Here is a 22326-nt window from a genome sequence, read left to right on the forward strand (position 1 = left end):
ATCCGCGTCACACTGCGGCGCAGGTCCGGCCGTTCCCCCTTGTGATGCACCTCCAGTCTGAGTAACGTGGCGACACTTGTCTGGAGACCACACCATGTTTGCTGCCCGTTCCGTCCTCGTATTTGCCCTTCTGCCACTGTTCGCCGGGTGCCAACTGCTCGGCAAACAGACCGAGGAACCCAAGGTTTCCACTGCAGGCATGCTCCGTATGCAGGGCGACCTGACGGGCAGCAATGGCCAGTTGCTGTTCAAACCGTGCAACGAGCAGCGGCGCTATGTGGTCAAGGATCGCGGCAATACCGGCATCTTGCAGGAAGCTGCTTCACTGGCAGACAGCAAGGGCACGGTATTCGCCGATCTGCGCGGTAACTTTGCTGCGAGCAAAGCGGCCAACAGCGATGGTCAGCTGGACCTGCATCAGCTGTACCGCGTCGAGCGTCCCGGCCAGGCCTGTGAAGACGCCAATTTCAAACGTCTGACCTTGCACGTCAATGGCAATAAACCCGCCTGGAACGTCAACGTCAGTGGCAAGGGCATGGTGCTGGAGCGCGAAGGTCTTGCACCGCTTGCCTTGCCTTACGTGGAAGAGAAACTGTCCGACGGCAGCTTCAGCGTCAGCAGCGAAGCCAACAACCAGCGCATCGAGATCTGGGTGGCGCCACAACGCTGCGTTGACAGCGTCAATGGCTCGGTACAACACCTGACGGCCGAACTGCGTATCAACGGCCAGGCCCAGCGTGGCTGCGGTTATTATGGCGGTTCGCGCGACGAGTGATCAGGCAGGCTCGCCGCCAAAGGGGTTCAGCGCTTATAATCGCCGGTCTTGTAGTGCTGTCGGGCTGAACCTGCGGCCCGAAAACTGGACCCCTTAATGTTACGAATCACCGAACTCAAGCTGCCGATCGATCACCCGGAAGAAGACCTGCGCGTTGCACTCCTGCAGCGCCTGGGCATCGACAGCAGCGAACTGCTGGACTTTACCCTCTTCAAACGCAGTTACGACGCGCGCAAAAAGTCATCTGAGCTGTGCTTCATCTACACCATCGACTTTCAGGTCAGTGATGAACAGGCACTGCTGCGCAAACTGGGCGATGACCGCCACGTCGGCCCGGCACCTGATGTCAGCTATAAAGTGGTCGGTCATGCTCCCGAGGGGCTGACAGAGCGCCCGATCGTCGTGGGTTTCGGCCCATGCGGTATCTTTGCCGGGCTGCTGCTGGCGCAGATGGGCTTCAAGCCGATCATCCTTGAGCGTGGTACCGAGGTGCGCCAGCGCACCAAGGATACCTGGGCGCTGTGGCGCAAAAACGTGCTCAACCCCGAGTCCAACGTGCAGTTCGGTGAAGGCGGTGCCGGGATCTTTTCTGACGGCAAGCTTTACAGCCAGATCAAGGACCCGAAGTTTATTGGCCGCAAGGTGCTGCACGAGTTCGTGAAAGCCGGTGCACCGGAAGAAATCCTCTACGTCAGCAAGCCGCATATCGGCACGTTCCGCCTGACCGGCGTGGTCGAGAACATGCGCCATCAGATAGAAGCGCTGGGCGGCGAAGTGCGCTTTCAGCAGCGTGTGACCGACCTGATGATCGAGGACGGCCAATTGCTGGGCGTCCAGCTCGACAGTGGCGAGCAGATCGAATCCCGGCACGTCATTCTGGCGCTGGGCCACAGTGCCCGCGACACCTTCCGCATGCTGCATGGCCGTGGCGTGTTCATGGAAGCCAAGCCGTTTTCGGTGGGTTTCCGTATCGAGCACCCGCAGTCGCTGATCGACCGCGCGCGGCTGGGCAAATACGCCGGGCACCCGAAGCTGGGCGCAGCTGACTACAAACTGGTGCACCACGCCAGCAACGGTCGCTCGGTCTACAGTTTCTGCATGTGCCCTGGTGGCACTGTCGTAGCCGCCACTTCAGAGCCGGGGCGCGTGGTCACCAATGGCATGAGCCAGTATTCGCGCAATGAGCGTAATGCCAACTCGGGCATTGTGGTCGGTATTTCTCCGGAACAGGATTTCCCCGGCAGCCCGCTGGCCGGTATCGAGTTGCAGGAACGCCTGGAGTCTCATGCGTATCTGCTCGGCGGCAGCAGTTATGAAGCGCCGGCGCAGTTGGTCGGCGACTTTATCGCTGGCAGGGCCTCGACAGCACTGGGCAGCGTTGAGCCCTCATACAAGCCGGGCGTGAAACTGGTGGACCTGGCCGACGCCCTGCCCGCCTTTGCCATTGAAGCCATTCGTGAAGCATTGCCTGCGTTCGACAAGCAGATCAAAGGCTTCTCGCTGCACGATGCGGTGCTGACCGGCATCGAAACCCGTACCTCGGCCCCGCTGCGCATTACCCGCAGACCCACCCTGCAAAGCCTGAACACCAAAGGCCTTTACCCGGCCGGTGAAGGCGCTGGCTATGCGGGCGGGATTCTCTCGGCTGGCGTAGACGGCATTCGGGTTGCCGAAGCATTGGTGCGGGACATGCTGGGGATTGAGGGCTGACCTCAGAATGACCATCGTTATACATAAGTCTTGTGGGAGCGAGCTTGCTCGCGAAGAGGCCGCGCCCCCCCCAAGAAATAGGGCGTTCGATACATCGTCTTCGTGAGCATTGGCACGATGTTCACGCCTGGCAATAAAAAACCCCGAGCATTGCGGCTCGGGGTTTTGCTGTGCGGTGCTGCAAATCAGTGAGTGACGCGGCTCGTGCCGTTGACACTCATGATGCGTACGCGCTCGCCGACACGGAAAATCTCGTTTTCCTGAACCTGCTGCACATAGGCACGCATGCTGCCGTCATCTTCACGCACGGTGATTTCAACACCCTGCGTACGGGTCAGGCCTTCTTCGGTCGCTGAACCCAGCAGACCACCGGCCACCGCGCCGATTACCGCAGCCACGATGCTGCCGCGACCGCCACCGATAGCGCTGCCACCTACGCCGCCGACGACCGCGCCCGCAGCCCCGCCAATCGGAGTCTTGGTGCCTTCGATTTTAACCGGACGCAAGGATTCGATAGTGCCCATACGGACGGTCTGTACGGTCCTGGCCTCATCGCGGGAATAGGAATCACCGGTCAGGTTTGAGGCACAGCCGCCCAGCATCAATGCCATGGCAGTGAACGAAGCAACCAGAAGAGCGGACTTGCGCATAAGGGAATCTCCAGAGGAATCAGTGGCCATTAGACTACCTGACAAAGGTGCTGTCACGGCCCCGATCCTGCAATTTAAGTTCATTCAGGCGGCATACAGCGGCCCACCTGCATAACGCTCAGACGATGGCCAGGACGAATAATTCAATCAGGGCGCAAGGCGCTCGCGCGTCCACCTGCCGTCTACCGAACGATAGTTCAAACGGTCGTGAAGTCGACTGGAGCGACCCTGCCAAAACTCGATTCGCTCAGGCAAAAGGCGGTAGCCCCCCCAGTGCTCGGGGCAGTGTGGCTGGGTGTCTGCGAAGCGTTGTTCCGTCTGTCTGATCAGACCTTCCAGCTCGTCACGATCTGCGATCACGCGACTTTGGGGTGAGGCCCAAGCCCCCAAACGGCTGCCCAGAGGACGCACCTGGTAATAAGCATCGGACTCCTGCGCGCTGACTTTCTCGACCGGGCCTTCGATACGCACCTGACGCTCCAGCGTTGGCCAGAAGAACGTCATGGCCGCGAATGGACGTGCAGCCAGTTGCTGGCCCTTGGCGCTTTCGTAGTTAGTGAAGAACGTGAAACCCTGCGTGTCCAGCCCCTTGAGCAGCAAGACACGGCAATGCGGACGTCCTTGCTCATCAACCGTTGCCAGGGTCATGGCATTGGCCTCGACAGGTGGTTGTTCGGTCTTTACAGCGTCGTCAAACCAGGTATGGAAGAGCGCGAAGGGCTCGTCCGGTGATTGCGCTTCGGTCAACCCGTCGCGGGTGTAATCACGGCGCATGTCGGCCAGGGTCTGAGTCATGGTTTCATTCCTGCGCAGATATCATGAACGTTAGCTAACTCTCGTTACGAGGCTCGGCGCTCGCCGTTATCACACATTCGTTTTTGATTCTGGCCGAAGGCCGTGGGAGCGAACCTGTTCGCGAAGACGGTGATTCAGACGATACGTTTCGGAGACTGTACCGGCCTTTTCGCGAACAAGTTCGCTCCCACGCCCTCCGGGCAGAAGCCTGAAAGCCTTGTTTTTCAGGCTATTCAGGACTTGTGCACAACGCAAAGCGCGGAGCGTGGAGCGTGGAGACGAAAGTCGTGAGGTAACCAGGCCTCAGTTACTGGCCTGGCTGTCATCTTTCTTGGCGGGCGCCTTGGCCGGGGCCTTGGTCGCTGCCGGTTTTTTAGCTGCTGCGGTGGTCTTGGCAGGCGCGGCCTTTTTGGCAGTGCTGGCCTTGGCCGGCGCTTTCTTGGCCGTGTCTTTCTTCGCCACGGCGGCTTTCTTGGCAGGCGCGGCAGCAGGTGCTGGCGCTACTGGCTTGACGTCCTGGGTGGCAACCATGACTGGAGCAACCGGCGGCAACGCATAACGGGCCATCAGCGCGCGCATGGTGTCCTGCGGCGTCATGAGGATTTCAACACGACGGTTGAGTGCACGGCCTTGCAGGCTGTCGTTGGCGGCACGTGGCATCACGGCACCCATCCCACGCTGGCTCAGACGATTACGCTCCAGGCCACTGAGACGGAAAATCGCGGCAACAGACTGCGCGCGTTCCTGGCTGATCTTCTGGTTGGCTTCGGTAGGCCCCGATGTGTCGGCATGACCGAGAATCAGCACGGCAGTTTTCTGATCGCCTTCGACCACCTTGGCCAGTCGCGTGATCGGGCCCAGCGTGTTGGGCAGCAGCATCGCAGGACGGTCAGGGTTGAACGAGCTGTCGACCGGTGCAGTGATTGCCAGCAGGTCTTCGCGACGCTCCAGCTGGAACGGGCTGTCCTTGATTGCAGCGCGCAGACGCGGCTCGTACTCGTCCAGCCAGGCCTGGGTCACTTTCGGATCAGGCATCGGCAGCGCTTTAGGCTCGTCCTTCTTGCCCTCGCTACCGAACGGCCACCACCACTTGCTGTCGGTTTCCGACTTGGCTACCAAGGCAGGCGCAGCCGGCTTGTCGGCAGGCTTGTCGGCCACGGCATCAGGTTTGACCTGCGCGTTATCTTTCGAGCCGAACGGCCAGTACCAAGGCGCGCTGTTTTCAGCGCCAGCCGCAGGTGCTGCCGGTGCTGCAGCGGCCTTGGCGACCGGAGCAGGTGCCGGGCTTGGTGCCGGAGCCTTTGCAGCAGTACCTGCATCAGCAGACTCGCTGCCTGAACCGAACTGCCACCAATGGCCTCCGGTTGCAGCAGAGTCGGATTGAGGGGTTTGAGCACAGCCGGTAACGGCGATACACAGGGCGAGAACGAGGCTTTTATTAGACGACATGGATAACCCGCAACGGTTTTGATCAGACAGAAGGACGTGACTACGCCGGTATAACATGCATAAAGATGCAGTTGGAAAAAGAAACCGTCGTACGGTTCCTGTTACAGCCATTTAACTGACAGTCGGTATGAAACAAGCACTTATGGCCGATACTTACTGCAAACACTCACGCAGGATCCCGACCAGTTTCTGCGCACGTGGGTCCATCAGAATGTACGGACCCAAGGTGTTGGTGACGAAGCCAAAAGCAACCTCGTAATCAGGATCGGCGAACCCGACCGAACCGCCTGCCCCGGGATGGCCAAACGCCTTGGGGCCAAGACCATAGGTCGCGTTGGCAACGGTCGGTTGGTCAAGCATGCAGCCCAGGCCCAGACGGGTCGAGGTCAGCAGAGTCCTGTCCTGACCGAGGCTGTGCTCACGGGTCAGCTCGTTGAGCATGTCTGCTTCAAGCAGGCTGCCATCCAGCAAACCGTTATAGAAACCGGCAAGACTGCGCGCATTGCCGTGGCCGTTGGCCGCTGGCTGCTGCATGCGGCGCCACTCCGGCTTGTTGGTGCTGGTCATGATCGACGGCGGGTTGGTGAACGCCTTGGCAGTGATGGAGGCGGGCTCACGCATCGTCGCCTGCAACACGCGCTGGGCAGCGTCGTCACCGGCATTGCCTTTGCCGCGCGCGATATGGGCGACACGATGAAACTGGTCATCCGCCAGGCCCACATTAAAATCCAGCCCCAGCGGGCGAGAAATACGCGCGGCAATGGATTCCCCCGGGCCTCGACTATCGGCACGACGCAGCACCTCGCCTACCAGCCAGCCATAGGTGATTGCCGCATAACCGTGACCCTGCCCCGGCGTCCACCAAGGTTCTTCGGCCGCCAGCGCCGCCGTCATGGTGTCCCACTGGTAAAGCGCTTCGGCAGGCAATTGCTCGCGCAGCGCAGGCAAACCGGCCTGATGGCAGAGCAGCTGACGCGAAGTGATCGATGCCTTGCCCGCCGCGGCGAATTCGGGCCAGAGCCTGGCGACGGGTTCGTCCAGCTTCAACTTGCCTTCTTCAACCAGCTGCAATACCGCCACGCTGGTAAAGGTCTTGGTGCAGGAGAACAGGTTGAGAATGGTGTCGGTGTGCCACGCCTCGGCACCGTCCTTGTCGGCCGTGCCCGCCCACAGATCGATGACGGTCTGGCCGCCGACCTGAATGCACAAGGCAGCGCCGCGCTCCTGAGGGTCGTCAAAGAGCGCCGCAAAGGCTTCACGTACTGCTTCGAATTGAAGTTCGTAATGACCCTGGATCTGCAACGGCTGACTCCTGACTAACGGTACTGGGCCTGATGACAGGCCGAATGGGCGCATATTGTTCCAGCGATCGGGCGCTTTGGGAACAGACCCGAGTCAACCGACAGCTGTTATTCAGGAAATCTCGCGGCGAAACGGCGGCAATGCGTTGAGAATCGCCTTGCCGTAACGCTGGGTGACGACACGTCGGTCCAGCAACGTGATAGTGCCGCGGTCTTCCTCGGTACGCAGCAGGCGGCCGCAGGCCTGCACCAGACGCAACGAGGCATCGGGCACGGCGATTTCCATGAACGGGTTGCCACCACGCGCTTCGATCCACTCGGCCAGCGCAGCCTCGACCGGGTCGTCGGGCACCGCGAACGGAATCTTGGCGATGACCACGTGTTCGCAGTACGCACCGGGCAAGTCCACACCCTCGGCGAAGCTGGCCAGCCCGAACAGTACGCTGGACTCGCCGCTGTCGACCCGCGCCTTATGCTTGTTGAGGGTTTCCTGCTTGGACAGGTTGCCCTGGATGAACACCTGCTTGCGCCAGTCACGGTCCAGGCCGTCGAAAACGTCCTGCATCTGCTTGCGCGACGAATACAGCACCAGCGTGCCTCGCGAACCTTCCACCAGCCCGGGCAGGTCGCGAATGATCGCTGCGGTATGGGCCACCGAGTCACGCGGGTCGGCCTTGAGGTCCGGCACGCGCAGCACACCAGCGTCGGCGTGATGGAACGGGCTTGGCACCACGGCGGTCACCGCTCCTTTGGGCAGGCCGGCACGCATGCGGTAACGATCAAACTTGCCCAACGCGGTCAGGGTCGCTGAAGTCACCAGCGCCCCGTAGGCGATGTTCCACAGGTTGCGACGCAGCATTTCCGCCGCCAGGATCGGGCTGGCATTGACCTCGATATCGAACATTGCACCGCTGTCGGCCAGGGTCAGCCAGCGCGCCATGGGCGGGCTGTCTTCCGGGTCTTCGGCGGTAAAGGCGGTCCACAGCTCCCAGTTACCGTGGGCGCGGGCCAGCAGGCTGCCGAACAGCGGGTACCACTCTTCAGCCTGATGGCTGGCGATACCGATGTTGACTTCGCCATCCATGCCTTCCTTGAGCAGCTCGGTAAGGCGTGTAAACAGATCGTCCAGGCGCGCAAAGCCCTTCTTGAGCTCGATGCCCATCTCGCGGATGTGCTCAGGGATCACGCCGCCGACAAAGCGGTGACGGGGCCTCTCGCGACCCTGCATGTCTTCACCGGCGCGGAAATCTGCCAGTTGCTCGCAGGCACCGAACATGAACTGCTGATGCCCCTTGATCTCGCGGGCCAGTTCCGGCACCTGCTCGATCAGCTTGCCCAGATCGCCGGGCAGTGGGTGTTGGGCCAGCAGCTTGGCGAGGTTCTTGGCTGTCTGTTCAAGCCAGTCAGCGGTGGATTTCAGTCGGGTGTAATGAGCGAAGTGGCCGATGGCCTTGTCGGGCAGGTGATGGCCTTCGTCGAACACGTACAGCGTGTCACGCGGGTCGGGCAGCACGGCGCCGCCGCCCAGCGCGAGGTCAGCCAGCACCATGTCATGGTTGGTGACAATCACGTCAACCTTACCCATGCCTTCGCGCGCCTTATAGAAAGCGCACTGCTGAAAGTTCGGGCAATGCCGGTTGGTGCACTGGCTGTGATCGGTGGTCAGCCGCGCCCAGTCCTGATCGGCGAGTTCCTGAGGCCAGCTGTCGCGATCACCGTCCCACTTATTGCCCGCCAGCTTCTGCAGCATGCTGGTGAACAGCTTCTGACTGGCTTCATCGACCTCGATCTTGAAGCCTTCTTCCTCGAAAAGCTGCGCAGTCGCGTTGGTCGCGTCGCTCTCCTGCAGCAACGCGTCGAGTTTCGACAGGCACATGTAACGGCCGCGGCCCTTGGCAAGCGCGAAGGTAAAATTCAGACCGCTGTTGCGCATCAGGTCCGGCAGGTCCTTGTAGACGATCTGCTCCTGCAAGGCGACGGTCGCGGTGGCGATTACCAGCCGCTTGCCTGCCGCCTTGGCGGTGGGAATCGAGGCGATGGCATAGGCCACGGTCTTACCGGTGCCCGTCCCGGCCTCGACGGCCACTACCGCAGGATCGCCCGAACGACGGCCCTCTTCATCGGTGTCAATGTCCCCCAGCACCTTGGCAACTTCAGCGATCATCAATCGCTGGCCATAGCGTGGCTTGAGGCTCTTGGCTTCGAGGAAACGCGAGTAAGCGCCCTGGATCTGGGTTTTGAGTTCGGTACTGATCATTGGCTTCGGTTCGGGGGCACGGCTAAAAAGGCTGGATAAATTTTCAGTAGTTCTGAGTGGGCGCTATCATAGCGCGCTAAATCCATCCGCGCAGAACGGAGTGTCCGATGACCGCTTTTTCTACTGTTTATACGCTGCATCTGCTGGTTGCCCTGGTGTGGGTTGGCGGGATGTTTTTCGCCTGGATGGTCTTGCGTCCAGCAGTCATTGCAGCACTTGAAGGCCCTTCTCGCTTGAAAGTGTGGGTCCAGGTGTTTCCACGCTTCTTCGTCTGGGTCTGGGCAGCCGTGGTGCTGCTGCCGATTACCGGCATCGGCATGATCCAGCTGAACTTCACCGGCTTTGGAACTGCGCCGCGCTATGTGCAGATCATGATGGGCCTGTACGTGGTGATGGTTGCGCTGTTCCTGCGTATCCATTCATTGCAGTTGCCGGAGTTGCGTCGCGCCGTGGACGCCGAACAATGGGCCGAAGGCGCAGCAGCACTCGGTCACATTCGCCGGCTGGTCGGAATCAACCTGATTATCGGCCTGGCAGTGGTGATATTGGCAGCCGCCCGTCCGGGCCTTTGAGGCAAAACGGAACATCGCGGGGCACTGGCGGTGACACCGCGCACAGCTTGCGGGCAGTTTCCTGCCCGATCGGTCATCTTCTGTGCCCGATATCCAAGCCATTCAACATCTTGAAACACTTTGGCATGGGCTGTGCAAACGTTTGCGATCAGCAGTACGCGCCCACGAAAAGGAGCTTCAATGCCACAGCCGCCATTCACTCGATCCGCAACGCCCTCAAGATTCCTCATGCCTCTGTTGTTCGCCGCCGCTGCGGCGTTGCCATGCACCAGCGTCCTGGCACAGCCCGCCGCCGAAGACTCGGCTCAAGGCGAAGCACTCAGCCCGCCCGCCTCGCCCAAGGAAGGCAAAGGCGCGTACTTTTCAGACTGGTTCAACCAGGACCTGACGCTGATCGGCAGCAAGGACATCAGCTTCGGCCCCAAGCCCAACGATGACATTTATCTGGAGTATGAGTACTTCGGCCGCAAGGGGCCGTTTGAGCTCTATGGCTATGTCGACGTACCGAAGATTCTCGGCATCGGCAATGATAATGACAAAGGCGTCTGGGACCATGGCTCGCCATTGTTCATGGAGCATGAGCCACGTATCTCCATCGACTACCTCGCCGGGCGCAGTCTGGCCGTCGGGCCGTTCAAGGAATGGTACGTCGCCTTCGACTGGATCTACGACCACGGCAGCAACTCGGCCAACCGTGCCAACACCCTGTACAGCGGCCTTGGCACTGACATCGACACCCACTCGCGGGTCAATCTGTCGGCCAACTTCTATGGCCGCTACCAGTGGGAGAACTACGGTGCCAGCAACGAATATTCGTGGGATGGCTATCGCGCCCAGCTCAAATACATCGTACCGATCAGCAAATTCGACAACGGCGCTTCGCTGACGTACATCGGCTTCACCAACTTCGATTTCGGTTCGGACCTCAAGAACGATCCGGCACGCACTGGCAACTCCACAGTCGCCACCAACGTGCTGCTTTACGCCTTCACGCACCTGCGCTTCACCCTGGTGGGTCGTTACTTCCACAACGGCGGCAACTGGCAGGACGGCAGCGAGCTGAACTTCGGCGAAGGCAACTTCCGTGCGCGCTCCGACGGCTGGGGATATTACGCAGGCGTGGGTTACCAGTTCTGAAACTGATTATGACGACAGGAGTTTTCATGAAACACATCACCCGCAACACACTTGGCGCCACACTGGCCCTGCTTAGCCCTGCCCTCTGGGCAGCCACCGCGCCGGTTAAGCCAGTCACGCCCAAGGTCATGCTGGTCGCCATGTTTGCGCCCGAAGCGCAGAACTGGATCGACCGGCTGCATCTGACCAAGGAGATCCAGGTGCCCGGCCTTGCCGCCGAGTATCCGGCCATCCGCTGCAACGCTCAGGACGTCTGCCTGATGGTCACCGGCATGGGTCAGACCAATGCCGCAGCATCGACTTTGGCCCTGGCCCTGTCGTCGCAATTCGATCTGCGCAAGACCTACTTCATCGTTGCTGGCATTGCCGGCATCAACCCGCACCACGGCACGCTCGGCACCACTGCGTGGGCGCATTATCTGGTGGAGTTCGGCACGCAGTGGGAAATCGATTCGCGCGACGTGCCCAAGGACTGGCCGACCGGTTACCTGGGTATCAACACCAAAGGTCCGAACGAAAAGCCGCCTCTGGACTACAAGACTGAAGTCTTCGAGCTGAACCCCAAACTTCAGGCCAAGGCCTTCGCCCTGTCGCAAAAAGTGACGCTCAGCGAGAGCAAGGAATCTGCCGCCTGGCGTGTCAAATACCCTTACGCCCCGGCCAATCAGCCGCCGCAGGTGACGCAGTGCGATACGCTGGCGGGCAACACGTGGTTTTCCGGAACGCGTCTGAGTGAGCGGGCGGAAGTCTGGACCAAGCTGCTGACCGACGGCAAAGGCGTGTATTGCACCACCCAGCAGGAGGACAACTCGACGTACGAAGCCCTGTTACGCGCCAGCAAGGCAGGCAAGGTAGACGTCAATCGACTGGCCGTGGTGCGCGCAGGTTCCGATTTCGACCGTCCGTATCCGGGTTACAGCGAGGTGGACAACCTGCTCAAGTACGCCGATCAGGGCGCCTTCGTACCAGCACTGGAAAACCTGTACCGCACTGGTAACCCGCTGGTGCAGGCAATTGTCGGTGACTGGAAGAACTGGGAAAAAGGCGTGCCGCAGTAAGCGCGCTGCCATAATGACTGCCCGGATCATGGCCTTGCGCCTGATCCCGGGCAGTCTCTAGAAGGACGACAGCTGGTGAAGGTTACAGGCGCTGCAGAATCAAACTGCCTGCTGGCCCTGCAACGCCTGGCAGGCCAGGTTCGCCCGGTCTGCCAGGCTTGCCGCCATCCGCGCGGTAGACGATGCAGCCCTTCGAAGCGCCGCCCTTGCCTGCCTTGCCGCCTTCACCGCCCTTACCTGCCGCGCCACCCGCAACATTCACCTTGATACGCTCGGCCGGAAAGCTTTGTGGCAGCTCGAGACGAACCTGCGCACCTGCTGCGCCGTCGTGGCCGTTGCCGCCACTATCGCCGTTGTAACCACGCCCAGCCTGGCCCCAGGTACAGCCCGGCTCTTCGCCCGTGCCGCCATCGAGCCCGGCGTAGCCTGGGCTGCCCGCGCCGCCGCGTGCATCGATCGACAGTTGTTCGGCATTCAGGCTCTGTAGACGCAGGGTCAGGTTGCGCCCCGGCAGTGCCGGCTTCTCGAAGGTACCCGGAGCGCCTCGCGCAGTGATCTGGCTGCCGGTGCCGAATTCACCATGCACCACGACGAGGTTGAACGCCTGTACACCGGGGACGATGGCAATCCGCGCTTCGTGCCCTAGCACCAGTTCGCCGATCTTCACGTCATCGATACCGACCGGTATCAGCAGGGTGCCGTAGTCGGCCACTTCAAGGCGCTCGACCTGCAGAACGCTGCTGTTGCCAGGCAGACGCATGAGCGAGTGTGGCGCAACGATAATCGCCTGAGCCATGGCCAGAGGGCTGAACAGTGCTGCCAACAGAACGAGCTTACGCATGAGAGTGCCCTGTAGTCGAACGGCCGATGGATTGAACGTGAAAGATGCCGAACAGAATGATTTTGCCCCGGTCGCGCCAGGGATGCCTGCGACCGCGCAGGCTGCCGTTGAACAGGATCAGTTCGAGCAAGTGAGTCAAAAACAGTACGGCACCCGCCATGTCGATCATCACGCCAAACGGGCTGGGCGCTTCAATGACCGCATTGGCCAGGACTACCAGCCAGAAGCCCAGCATCAAGATTTTTCCCAGCCCCCAAAACACCTTCATCGCCTGCCCCCCTTGTCATGATCCGTTACGAAAGCGCAGTCTGCGCGCGCTTTTCGTCGCCGCACAGTAGACGTGCTGTACGCCGAATATGCCAGCAGTGTATTGAAAAAGATCAAGCATAGATCGTTGTCTTCAGTCTGTGGGCGTTCGCCTGATACTGACGGCTGTTCAGAGCGGGTCCGGCAGGCTAGTCTTGTCAGTCAACCAGAGGACTTTCGATGACCGTCGGCTACTCCACCCGCACGCCGCAGCAAGCGCTGGCTGCCCTGCTCGACCGTTACGCCCCCCAGCGTCTGCTGTTGATCGGCGCTCAGGCGTTCCCTGCGTTGCAAGCCTTTCAGGAAGCACACCCGCAGACCGAGGTGGCGCTGGCCGAACCCGGCCCCCTGCCCGCAAATCTGGCGGCGCAACGTTTCGACCTGGCGCTGGTGGTCGATTGCCTGGAGCACATCCCCAAGCGCACCGGTCTGGAGCTGCTGGGCGGTATCCGCAACCTTAACGCCAGCCGCATTGCGGTGCTGGCCGACTTGCAGGCCTGCGGCTGGCAGGAGACCGACTTTTTCTCGCTGGCCCTGCAATCCAGCGAACGCTTCACCCGCGACGAACAAGTGCTGAACCTGTTCACCTACGACTTGCGCGAATACAAACAGGTGCCCGACTGGCTGAACGCGAAGTATTGGGCCAACCCGGAGAATTTTGGAAAGTATTGGTGGTGACCTATGAGTAGTGCTATTTGCCCGTGCGGCAGCGGCGATCTGTTGCTGGCCTGCTGCGGTCGCTATCACGCAGGTCAGCCTGCGCCCTGCGCGGAAAAGCTGATGCGCTCGCGCTACAGCGCCTACGTGCTGGGGCTGACTGATTATCTGGTCCAGACAACGTTGCCTGTTCAGCAAAGCGGGTTGAACCGTGAAGCCATCGCCCAGTGGAGCGCGCAGAGCACATGGCTGGGTCTGGAGGTAGAAAGTTCTGAGGTATTCGGCGGCAAGCCCGAGCATGCGTTTGTGACCTTCACTGCCCGCTGGCACGACGGTAACGGTGAACACAGCCACAAGGAACGCTCGTCGTTCGTGCAGAATCAGGGCCGCTGGTATTTCATCGATTCCACGGTCCCGCTCAAGGCCGGCCGCAATGACGCGTGTCCGTGTGGCAGCGAACAGAAATTCAAGAAATGCTGCTCGCCTTACGTGGTTTGAGATAGTCGAGATGATCGTTCCGCACGCTCCAGCGTGGGAGTGCCGTGGGTGACGCTCCGCGTCACAAATCTGCGCCTTGACGCATCCTCCAGAACCCTCGCATTCAGGCGCTTTTCAGCTTGCCGTTTGCCGGCGAAAACCTGCCGATTATTTTTATTGATTGATCGTTCAATAAAAAATCTTTAGACTGGCCTCACCGTTTTGGTACAACGATCATTGCAGACACCCGGGAGAATCGCGCCAATGCCCAAGGTCGGAATGCAACCCATCCGCCGCCAACAACTGATCCAGGCCACGCTTACTGCGGTCGATCAGGTCGGTATGGGCGACGCCAGCATTGCTCTGATCGCACGACTGGCGGGCGTGTCTAACGGCATCATCAGTCACTATTTTCAGGACAAGAACGGCCTGATCGCCGCCACGATGCGGCATCTGATGAACGCCTTGATCCAGAACGTCCGCGAACGTCGGCAGGCGCTGACCGAAGACAGCCCAAGGGCTCATCTGCAAGTGATCATCGAAGGTAACTTCGACGCCAGTCAGGTCAGCGGCCCGGCCATGAAAACCTGGCTGGCCTTCTGGGCGACCAGCATGCATCACCCTTCGCTGCACCGATTGCAGCGTATCAACGACCACCGTTTGTATTCGAACCTGTGCTGTCAGTTCCGCCGTACCTTGCCACTGGAACAGGCACGCAGCGCCGCCCGCGGGCTTGCTGCCCTGATAGATGGGCTGTGGCTGAGAGGCGCGCTGTCAGGCGATGCATTCGACACCGAGCAAGCGCAACGGATCGCTTACGAGTACATGGATTTCCAATTGGCGAAATCGGCGAGCTGAGGCTTTCGAAGCCCCTTACCGAACGACTGTAAAAGCCTGTTGCCGAACGAACCCGGCACACTGAAATCAGTCATCGCCCCCCACTGAATTTGCGAGGACTTTATGGCCCGTTTTGAACTGCAGAAACTTTACATCGATGGCGGTTACGTCGATGCCAGCAACACTGAAACCTTCGATGCCATCAACCCGGCGAACGGCGAAGTACTGGCGCAGATCCAGCGCGCCGGCAAGGAAGACGTCGAGCGCGCAGTCGTTGCTGCTGAAAAAGGCCAGAAGATCTGGGCTGCCATGACCGCCGTCGAGCGTTCGCGCATCCTGCGCCGTGCTGTCGACATCCTGCGTGAGCGCAACGATGAGCTGGCCGCGCTGGAAACGCTGGACACCGGTAAAGCCATTTCCGAAACCCGCTACGTGGATATCGTGACCGGTGCCGACGTGCTGGAATACTACGCCGGTCTTGTACCCGCCATCGAAGGTGAGCAGATTCCGCTGCGCGACTCTTCATTCGTGTACACCCGCCGCGAGCCGCTGGGTGTGGTGGCCGGTATCGGCGCCTGGAACTACCCGATCCAGATCGCACTGTGGAAATCCGCACCGGCGCTGGCTGCGGGCAACGCGATGATCTTCAAACCAAGTGAAGTCACCTCGCTGACCACTCTGAAACTGGCAGAAATCTACACCGAAGCTGGCGTGCCAAATGGCGTGTTCAATGTGCTGACCGGTAGCGGTCGCGAAGTCGGCACCTGGATCACCGAGCACCCGCGCATCGAGAAAGTCTCGTTCACCGGCGGCACCGACACCGGCAAGAAAGTCATGGCCAGCGCCTCGAGCTCGTCACTCAAGGAAGTGACCATGGAGCTGGGCGGCAAATCACCGCTGATCGTGTTTGACGACGCTGATCTGGACCGTGCTGCCGACATCGCAATAATGGCCAATTTCTATAGCTCCGGCCAGGTCTGCACCAACGGTACGCGTGTGTTTGTACCGAACGCGTTGAAAGCCGAGTTCGAAGCGAAAATCCTCGAGCGTGTGAAGCGTATTCGCGCCGGTAACCCGGAAGACGAAAACATCAACTTCGGCCCGCTGGTCAGCTTCGAGCATATGGAAAGCGTGCTGGGCTACATCGCCAAGGGCAAAGAGCAGGGCGCACGCCTGTTGTGCGGCGGTGATCGTCTGACCGGTGGTGTGTTCGACAAGGGCGCTTTTGTTGCGCCAACCGTGTTCACCGACTGCACCGACGACATGACCATCGTGCGTGAAGAAATCTTCGGCCCGGTAATGAGCATCCTCGGCTACGACACCGAAGAAGAAGTGGTGCGCCGCGCCAACGACACCGACTTCGGTCTGGCCGCAGGCATCGTGACTCGCGACCTGAATCGCGCACACCGCGTGATTCATCTGTTGGAAGCCGGTATCTGCTGGATCAACGCCTGGGGCGAGTCGGCGGCACAAATGCCGGTCGGCGGTTACAAGCAATCGGGTGTTGGTCGTGAGAACGGCATCAGCTCGCTGGCGCAGTACACGCGGATCAAGTCGGTACAGATCGAGCTGGGCGACTACGCCTCGGTTTTCTAAACACGCTTCAAGTGGCACGCGGCAAATCTCAAGCAGACGCAATCAAAAGCGGCTTGCCGCACCCCATTTTCACAAGTATCGCCTCGCTGCTTCTGCTTGCAGCCGAGGCTTGAGACTTGCAGCTCTATGAGGGAGCCTCTATGACGACTCAATCCGAATACGACTACATCATCATTGGTGCCGGCTCTGCCGGTAACACCCTGGCAACCCGTCTCACCGAAGACGCAGGCGTCACTGTTCTGCTGCTGGAAGCCGGTGGCCCGGACTACCGTCTGGATTTCCGTACCCAGATGCCAGCCGCACTGGCATTCCCGCTACAGGGACGCCGCTATAACTGGGCCTACGAGACCGAGCCAGAGCCACACATGAACAACCGCCGCATGGAATGCGGTCGTGGTAAAGGCCTGGGCGGTTCGTCGCTCATCAACGGCATGTGCTACATCCGCGGCAACGCGATGGACTATGACGGCTGGGCCAAGGAGCCGGGCCTTGAAGACTGGAGCTACCTCGATTGCCTGCCGTACTTCCGCAAGGCCGAAACCCGCGACATCGGCCCGAATGACTACCACGGTGGTGAAGGTCCGGTCAGCGTGACCACGCCCAAGGCGGGCAACAATCCGCTGTTCCACGCGATGGTCGAGGCGGGCGTGCAAGCCGGTTTCCCGCGCACTGACGACCTCAACGGTTATCAGCAGGAAGGTTTCGGTCCGATGGACCGCACCGTGACGCCTAACGGTCGTCGCGCCAGTACCGCCCGTGGTTATTTGGACGAGGCCAAGAAGCGCTCGACCCTGACCATCGTCACTCACGCGCTGACCGATCGCATTCTGTTCGAAGGCAAGCGTGCCGTCGGCGTGGCGTACCTGGTAGGTGACAGCGACACCCGCATCCAGGCCCGTGCCCGCAAGGAAGTGCTGCTGTGTGGCGGCGCGATCGCTTCGCCACAGATTCTCCAGCGTTCCGGCGTCGGCCCGGCCGAAGTGCTGAACAAGCTGGATATTCCGGTGGTTCATGACCTGCCGGGCGTTGGCCAGAACCTTCAGGATCACCTGGAGATGTACCTGCAGTACGCCTGCACCCAGCCGGTGTCGCTGTACCCTTCGCTGAAGTGGTGGAACCAGCCTGCCATCGGTGCAGAGTGGATGTTCCTCGGCACCGGTATCGGTGCGAGCAACCAGTTTGAAGCCGGTGGTTTCATTCGCTCCAGCGAAGCGTTCGAATGGCCGAACATTCAGTACCACTTCCTGCCGGTCGCGATTAACTACAACGGCACCAAGGGCGTTCAGGAACACGGCTTCCAGGCTCACGTCGGCTCCATGCGTTCGCCGAGCCGTGGTCGTGTGCAGGTCAAATCCAAAGACCCGCGCGAGTACCCGAGCATCCTGTTCAACTACATGTCCAGCGAGCAGGACTGGCAGGAGTTTCGCGATGGTATCCGCCTGACGCGCGAGATCATGCAGCAACCGGCTCTGGACCCGTACCGTGGCCGCGAAATCAGCCCCGGTATCGATGTGCAGTCTGATGAAGCGCTGGATCAGTTCGTGCGCGAGCATGCTGAAACGGCTTATCACCCCTCCTGCTCGTGCAAGATGGGCACCGACGAGATGGCCGTTGTCGACGGTCAGGGCCGTGTGCATGGCCTGCAAGGCCTGCGCGTAGTCGATGCCTCGATCATGCCGATCATCACCACGGGCAACCTGAATGCACCGACAATCATGATCGCCGAGAAAATCGCCGACAAGATCCGCGGTCGTCAGCCCCTGCCACGCAGCACCGCCGACTACTTCGTTGCAGGCGACAAGCCGGCACGTGGCAAGCCGCTGCGCGAAATCAGCCACCAGGCCTGATCTGACAACGGGCGTCCTCCCTGGACGCCTTTCGTTGTGCATGCTCCAGCGTGAATGCATTTCACACTGGAGCATCGGCACGATAGTTACAAGATTCTCGTTCCTCACGCTCCAGCGTGAGACTGCATTTCCCGACGCTCCGCTTCGCAATTTGCGCTGAGCGTGGGTACGAGCGCCAACTCGATTCAGACCCTCCTCCCGACAGACGCGAATTGCCACCATCCCTCCGCTCTGCCACAATCGCGAATGATTCTCTTTAGTTAGATCTTTCTCATCGAGGCTATTCGTGTCGTCAGTCCCAAGCACTCATAGCGAGATTGTTGGCGCGCTGTATCGCGATCATCGTGGTTGGCTGCTGGCCTGGCTCAGACGCAATGTCGCCTGTCCACAGCGTGCTCAGGATTTGAGTCAGGACACGTTCGTGCGTTTGCTCGGGCGACAGGAATTGCTGACGCCCAGAGAGCCGCGAGCGTTCCTGGCGGCCGTTGCCAAGGGACTGATGTTCGACTACTTCCGCCGCGCTGCGCTGGAGCAGGCTTATCTCGGGGAGTTGATGCAGGTTCCCGAGGCCGAGCAGCCTTCGCCGGAAGAGCAGATGCTGATTCTGGAAGACCTCAAAGCGATCGACCGTATGCTGGGCAGCCTCTCCAGCAAAGCACGGGCAGCCTTTCTGTACAGTCGCCTCGACGGGCTGAGCCACGGCGAAATTGCCGAGCGGCTGGGCGTCTCAATACCTAGCTCAAGCCATGCGTCAGTGCTATGTGGCGCTCTACGGTGAGCCGACATGAACACCAGGCCGGTATCCGCTCATGTTCTGGACGCCGCGATCCAGTGGCAATTGAACATGGATGGCAGCAGCGGCAATGACGCTGAACTTGCTCGCTGGCTGGCCGCCGACGAAGAGCATGCCAGGGCCTGGAGCCAGTTGGGCATGGTCAATCAGCGTTTTGCCTTGCCAGCAGGTCCGGCGCGCAAGGCATTGCAGCAATCGCCTGGTGCCCAGCGGCATAGCTTGCGCAAGCTTGGCGGCGGTCTGGTCGGCGTGTTCATGGCGTTGGGGCTGGCATTGTTCGTCGGCGACCGCTACCTGCCGATAGATTACTGGCTTGCCGATCAGCGCACCGCCACCGGTGAACAGCGTGACGTGCGTCTGGCGGACAACACCCTGATTCGCCTTAACACCCACAGCGCGATTGATGTGCGCTTCGATGAGCAGCAACGTCGGGTGATTCTGCAGGACGGCGAAATAATGGTGCAGACCGGCAATCATGACGATCCGCGTCCCTTCATCGTCGAAACTGCGGATGGCAAAATGCGCGCCCTGGGTACGCGCTTTCTGGTCCGTCGCGAGCCAGATGGAACACTGCTCAGCGTGCTGCAATCAGCGGTTGCCGCCAATGCGCGCAATGTGTCCGGTGAGCAGGTTCTGCGCGAGGGCCAGCAGGTTCTCCTCACGCGCAATGGCCTTGGCCCGTTGCTCAGCATACCTTCCGGCGTCGACGCCTGGACGCGCGGCATGTTGGTGGTGGACAACGCCCGGCTGGCGGACATGCTTGCTGAACTGGGTCGTTACCGTACAGGCCATCTGGGTGTCGACTCGACCGTGGCTGATCTGCATATTACCGGCACATTCCCGCTGGCCGACACTGACCTGGCGCTCAAGGCGTTGTTGCCGACCTTACCCGTGCAGATCGAACAACACACCGCGTGGTGGGTCACTGTGCTGGCCAGGGATGAGCAGGCCAGCAGCAATCCGGCAAAACTCTGAAACATACCTCTTCATGCCTGCACCGGATCGCCCTGACACTTTTCCGGTTTCGAGCGGCTTAGTCTTACAAGTCATTTCGGGGACGCGCTCGGTTTTGCGTCCCTTCGCCTGTGGATAAACCATGAAAAGCCAAACCGTGCGCCGCTGGTCCATCGTGCATACCTGGAGCAGCCTGATTTGCACCCTGTTTTTGTTGATGCTCGCGGTTACAGGACTGCCGTTGATCTTCCATCATGAAATCGATCACCTGCTGGGCGACGCCCCTCAGTACCAGGAGATGCCTGCCGACACGCCGCATCTGAACCTGGAGCAACTGGCCAGGGCAGCCGAAGCGCATCGCCCCGGCGAGGTGATGCCGTATTTCGGCTGGGACGACGAAGACCCCAATGGCGTAATGGCAATCACCGCTGCAACCGCCGGCACCGAGCCCAATTCCTCGCACACCTTCGCCCTCGATGCGCGCACCGGTGAGGCGCTGGAGATGCCTTCTGCCAACGGCGGCTTCATGATGGTCATGCTGCGCCTGCATGTAGACATGTACGCCAACCTGCCCGGCAAATTGCTGCTGGCGTTCATGGGCTTGCTGTTTGTGGTGGCGATCGTTTCCGGGACCGTGTTGTATGCGCCGTTCATGCGCAAGCTGGAGTTCGGCCAGGTGCGGGTCAATAAATCCAGGCGTACGCGTTGGCTGGACCTGCACAACCTGATCGGCGTAGTGACATTGACCTGGGCGCTGGTGGTCGGCGTGACGGGGGTAATCAGCGCCTGTGCCGATCTGCTGATTGCCTCCTGGCGCAATGATGCGCTGGCGACCATGATCGCCCCTTACAAGGACGCGCCGCCATTGACCCAGCGCGCCCCGGCGACTCGATTGCTGGAAATTGCCGAATCCGCTGCGCCCGGCATGCAGGCCGATTTCATCGCTTTCCCCGGCACGCGCTTCTCCAGCGAGCATCATTACGCGGTGTTCCTCAAAGGCAATACACACCTGACTGCGCACCTCGCCACACCGGTGCTGATCGACGCGCAGACCCTGCAAGTTACCGCCGTGGTCGAACGTCCCTGGTATATGGACGCACTGGGCATGTCGCAACCTCTGCATTTCGGTGATTACGGCGGCATGCCGATGAAGATTCTCTGGGCAGTGCTGGACGTGCTGACCATCATCGTACTCGGCAGCGGCGTCTATCTGTGGTGGGTGAGGCGTCGTGCCGCGCGCTCGGTGAGCGTGGTTCGGGCTCAGGTGGCGCAATGAGTTCCAGGCCATCGCGATTCTGGAGGACCTTTGCGATACCCGCCGTGATAGCGCTGCTTATCGGCGTCGGCTTGTTCGCCGCGCTGCTGGGTGATGGCTGGTGGGATACGCTGGCGTGGCTGGGCATGGGGACGGCTGCCCTGTTGAGCATCAAGGGCTTGCTGGTGCGGCGCGGCTGATTGAAACGCTGATTGCAGACGCGTCACAGGCTGACTAGTCTAGGATCCTGCCTCATTCGAGGAATACCCATGTCAGCGCCTAAGATGACGTTGTACTTCAACGCGGCTTCACCCTTCGCCCGCAAGGTGATGGTGATGCTGCATGAAACCGCTCAGCTCGACCGCGTCGAGTTGCAGACCACAGTGCTGACGCCGGTCAGCCCGTCTGCCGAGCTCAATGAAGACAACCCGGCCGGTAAACTTCCCGCGCTAAGGCTGGCTGACGGCAACGTCATTCACGACAGCCGGGTGATTCTTGATTATCTCGACCACCAGCACGTGGGCCTGCCACTGATCCCTCGTGAAGGTTCTTCGCGCTGGAGACGCCTGACGCTCGCCTCGCTGGCCGATGCGGTGCTCGACGCTGCGGTGCTGATTCGCTACGAAACCGCGCTGCGCCCCCAGGAAAAACACTGGGATCAATGGCTGCATAACCAGCAGCAGAAGATTGAGCGCTCCCTGAGTTACTTTGAGCGGGATGCAATCACCGAACTCAGCTCATCGTTCGACGTAGCCTCCATCAGCGTTGCCGTAGCTCTGGGTTATCTCGACTTCCGCCAGCCCGACCTGCGCTGGCGCAACACCTATCCGAGGCTGGCCAGCTGGTATCTGGAAGTCAGCGAGCGGCCGTCGATGCTGGCGACACAACCAACGGCTTGAGTCGTGACTATCGTACCCACGAAGCGTGAGCACGATAGTTCGGATTATCGTTCCGCACGCTCCAGCGTGGGAATGCCGTGGGTGACGCGCTGCGTCACAAATCCGTGCCGCGCCACGTCCTCAAGATCGGACGCGGAGCGTCCAGAACGGCATGCGACGC

The 22326-nt window shown here is 60.5% G+C and carries 21 protein-coding genes and 1 pseudogene; 15 read left to right on the forward strand and 7 right to left on the reverse strand.

Annotation, left to right across the window (positions count from 1 at the left end; genetic code table 11):
- The first annotated feature begins 94 nt into the window (after positions 1 to 94).
- Together ALO64_RS12790 and ALO64_RS12795 are read left to right on the forward strand one after the other, a co-directional pair.
- Positions 95 to 775: a COG3650 family protein gene (locus ALO64_RS12790; RefSeq protein ID WP_044343438.1), complete on the forward strand. Its 681-nt coding sequence runs from the start codon at positions 95 to 97 to the stop codon at positions 773 to 775.
- A gap of 96 nt (positions 776 to 871) precedes the next feature.
- Complete coding sequence (locus ALO64_RS12795; RefSeq protein ID WP_044343439.1) at positions 872 to 2485, forward strand: NAD(P)/FAD-dependent oxidoreductase; 1614 nt, start codon at positions 872 to 874, stop codon at positions 2483 to 2485.
- Positions 2486 to 2670: 185 nt separating this feature from the next.
- Here the strand turns inward: ALO64_RS12795 and ALO64_RS12800 are convergent, their stop codons facing one another.
- From ALO64_RS12800 to dinG, 5 genes are all read right to left on the reverse strand, one after another.
- Positions 2671 to 3135 carry an outer membrane lipoprotein gene (locus ALO64_RS12800; RefSeq protein WP_004657512.1) on the reverse strand — a complete coding sequence of 155 codons (465 nt, stop codon included), beginning with the start codon at positions 3133 to 3135 and terminating at the stop codon, positions 2671 to 2673.
- Positions 3136 to 3282: 147 nt separating this feature from the next.
- The gene (gene pdxH, locus ALO64_RS12805; protein WP_005732261.1) at positions 3283 to 3930 is read right to left on the reverse strand and encodes a pyridoxamine 5'-phosphate oxidase; all 648 of its coding nucleotides are present in this window, start codon (positions 3928 to 3930) and stop codon (positions 3283 to 3285) included.
- Between the two features lie 303 nt (positions 3931 to 4233).
- Positions 4234 to 5379, reverse strand: a complete 1146-nt coding sequence (locus tag ALO64_RS12810) for an OmpA family protein (RefSeq protein WP_044318990.1) — start codon at positions 5377 to 5379, stop codon at positions 4234 to 4236.
- 153 nt (positions 5380 to 5532) lie between these two features.
- Entirely contained in the window at positions 5533 to 6681 is a 1149-nt protein-coding gene (locus tag ALO64_RS12815) for an EstA family serine hydrolase (protein ID WP_044343440.1), read from the reverse strand.
- 111 nt (positions 6682 to 6792) lie between these two features.
- Complete coding sequence (gene dinG / locus ALO64_RS12820; protein ID WP_002554813.1) at positions 6793 to 8937, reverse strand: ATP-dependent DNA helicase DinG; 2145 nt, start codon at positions 8935 to 8937, stop codon at positions 6793 to 6795.
- A gap of 107 nt (positions 8938 to 9044) precedes the next feature.
- On the opposite strand from dinG, the gene ALO64_RS12825 reads away from it, so the two are divergent.
- The 3 genes from ALO64_RS12825 to ALO64_RS12835 all read left to right on the forward strand — a co-directional run bounded on the left by ALO64_RS12825 (position 9045) and on the right by ALO64_RS12835 (position 11704).
- Entirely contained in the window at positions 9045 to 9509 is a 465-nt protein-coding gene (locus ALO64_RS12825) for a CopD family protein (protein WP_002554814.1), read from the forward strand.
- Between the two features lie 228 nt (positions 9510 to 9737).
- Entirely contained in the window at positions 9738 to 10646 is a 909-nt protein-coding gene (locus tag ALO64_RS12830; RefSeq protein ID WP_369812041.1) for a nucleoside-specific channel-forming protein Tsx, read from the forward strand.
- A gap of 26 nt (positions 10647 to 10672) precedes the next feature.
- Positions 10673 to 11704, forward strand: coding sequence for a purine-nucleoside phosphorylase (locus ALO64_RS12835; RefSeq protein WP_044320494.1), 1032 nt, complete (start codon positions 10673 to 10675; stop codon positions 11702 to 11704).
- An 82-nt stretch (positions 11705 to 11786) separates the two neighbouring features.
- On the opposite strand, the gene ALO64_RS12840 is transcribed toward ALO64_RS12835, so the two are convergent.
- Together ALO64_RS12840 and ALO64_RS12845 are read right to left on the reverse strand one after the other, a co-directional pair.
- Entirely contained in the window at positions 11787 to 12545 is a 759-nt protein-coding gene (locus ALO64_RS12840; RefSeq protein WP_044343441.1) for a hypothetical protein, read from the reverse strand.
- Positions 12538 to 12813: a DUF1145 domain-containing protein gene (locus ALO64_RS12845; protein WP_002554818.1), complete on the reverse strand. Its 276-nt coding sequence runs from the start codon at positions 12811 to 12813 to the stop codon at positions 12538 to 12540. Before ALO64_RS12845 ends, ALO64_RS12840 begins: the two co-directional genes overlap by 8 nt.
- Positions 12814 to 13031: 218 nt before the next feature.
- On the opposite strand from ALO64_RS12845, the gene ALO64_RS12850 reads away from it, so the two are divergent.
- The 10 genes and pseudogenes from ALO64_RS12850 to ALO64_RS12895 all read left to right on the forward strand — a co-directional run bounded on the left by ALO64_RS12850 (position 13032) and on the right by ALO64_RS12895 (position 22166).
- A complete protein-coding gene (locus ALO64_RS12850) occupies positions 13032 to 13529 on the forward strand; it encodes a DUF6231 family protein (RefSeq protein WP_002554819.1) in 498 nt (165 codons plus the stop codon).
- A 3-nt stretch (positions 13530 to 13532) separates the two neighbouring features.
- The gene (locus tag ALO64_RS12855) at positions 13533 to 14006 is read left to right on the forward strand and encodes a YchJ family protein (protein WP_004664098.1); all 474 of its coding nucleotides are present in this window, start codon (positions 13533 to 13535) and stop codon (positions 14004 to 14006) included.
- Between the two features lie 243 nt (positions 14007 to 14249).
- A complete protein-coding gene (gene betI / locus ALO64_RS12860; RefSeq protein WP_002555619.1) occupies positions 14250 to 14843 on the forward strand; it encodes a transcriptional regulator BetI in 594 nt (197 codons plus the stop codon).
- Positions 14844 to 14945: 102 nt separating this feature from the next.
- Positions 14946 to 16418, forward strand: a complete 1473-nt coding sequence (gene betB, locus ALO64_RS12865; protein WP_044345154.1) for a betaine-aldehyde dehydrogenase — start codon at positions 14946 to 14948, stop codon at positions 16416 to 16418.
- Positions 16419 to 16558: 140 nt separating this feature from the next.
- Positions 16559 to 18265, forward strand: coding sequence for a choline dehydrogenase (gene betA, locus ALO64_RS12870; RefSeq protein WP_044345155.1), 1707 nt, complete (start codon positions 16559 to 16561; stop codon positions 18263 to 18265).
- Positions 18266 to 18551: 286 nt separating this feature from the next.
- Positions 18552 to 19053, forward strand: a pseudogene (locus tag ALO64_RS12875) (RNA polymerase sigma factor).
- Positions 19050 to 20033, forward strand: a complete 984-nt coding sequence (locus ALO64_RS12880) for a FecR domain-containing protein (RefSeq protein WP_044345156.1) — start codon at positions 19050 to 19052, stop codon at positions 20031 to 20033. Before ALO64_RS12875 ends, ALO64_RS12880 begins: the two are co-directional and overlap by 4 nt.
- 121 nt (positions 20034 to 20154) lie before the next feature.
- The gene (locus tag ALO64_RS12885) at positions 20155 to 21288 is read left to right on the forward strand and encodes a PepSY-associated TM helix domain-containing protein (RefSeq protein WP_044345157.1); all 1134 of its coding nucleotides are present in this window, start codon (positions 20155 to 20157) and stop codon (positions 21286 to 21288) included.
- Positions 21285 to 21467: a hypothetical protein gene (locus tag ALO64_RS12890; protein WP_002555613.1), complete on the forward strand. Its 183-nt coding sequence runs from the start codon at positions 21285 to 21287 to the stop codon at positions 21465 to 21467. Before ALO64_RS12885 ends, ALO64_RS12890 begins: the two co-directional genes overlap by 4 nt.
- Before the next feature lie 69 nt (positions 21468 to 21536).
- On the forward strand, positions 21537 to 22166 hold the full coding sequence (locus ALO64_RS12895; protein ID WP_044345158.1) for a glutathione S-transferase family protein: 630 nt from the start codon (positions 21537 to 21539) through the stop codon (positions 22164 to 22166).
- The last annotated feature ends 160 nt before the right edge of the window (positions 22167 to 22326 follow it).

Origin of the sequence: Pseudomonas meliae, from assembly GCF_001400515.1 — a bacterium.
Lineage (GTDB): Bacteria > Pseudomonadota > Gammaproteobacteria > Pseudomonadales > Pseudomonadaceae > Aquipseudomonas > Aquipseudomonas amygdali.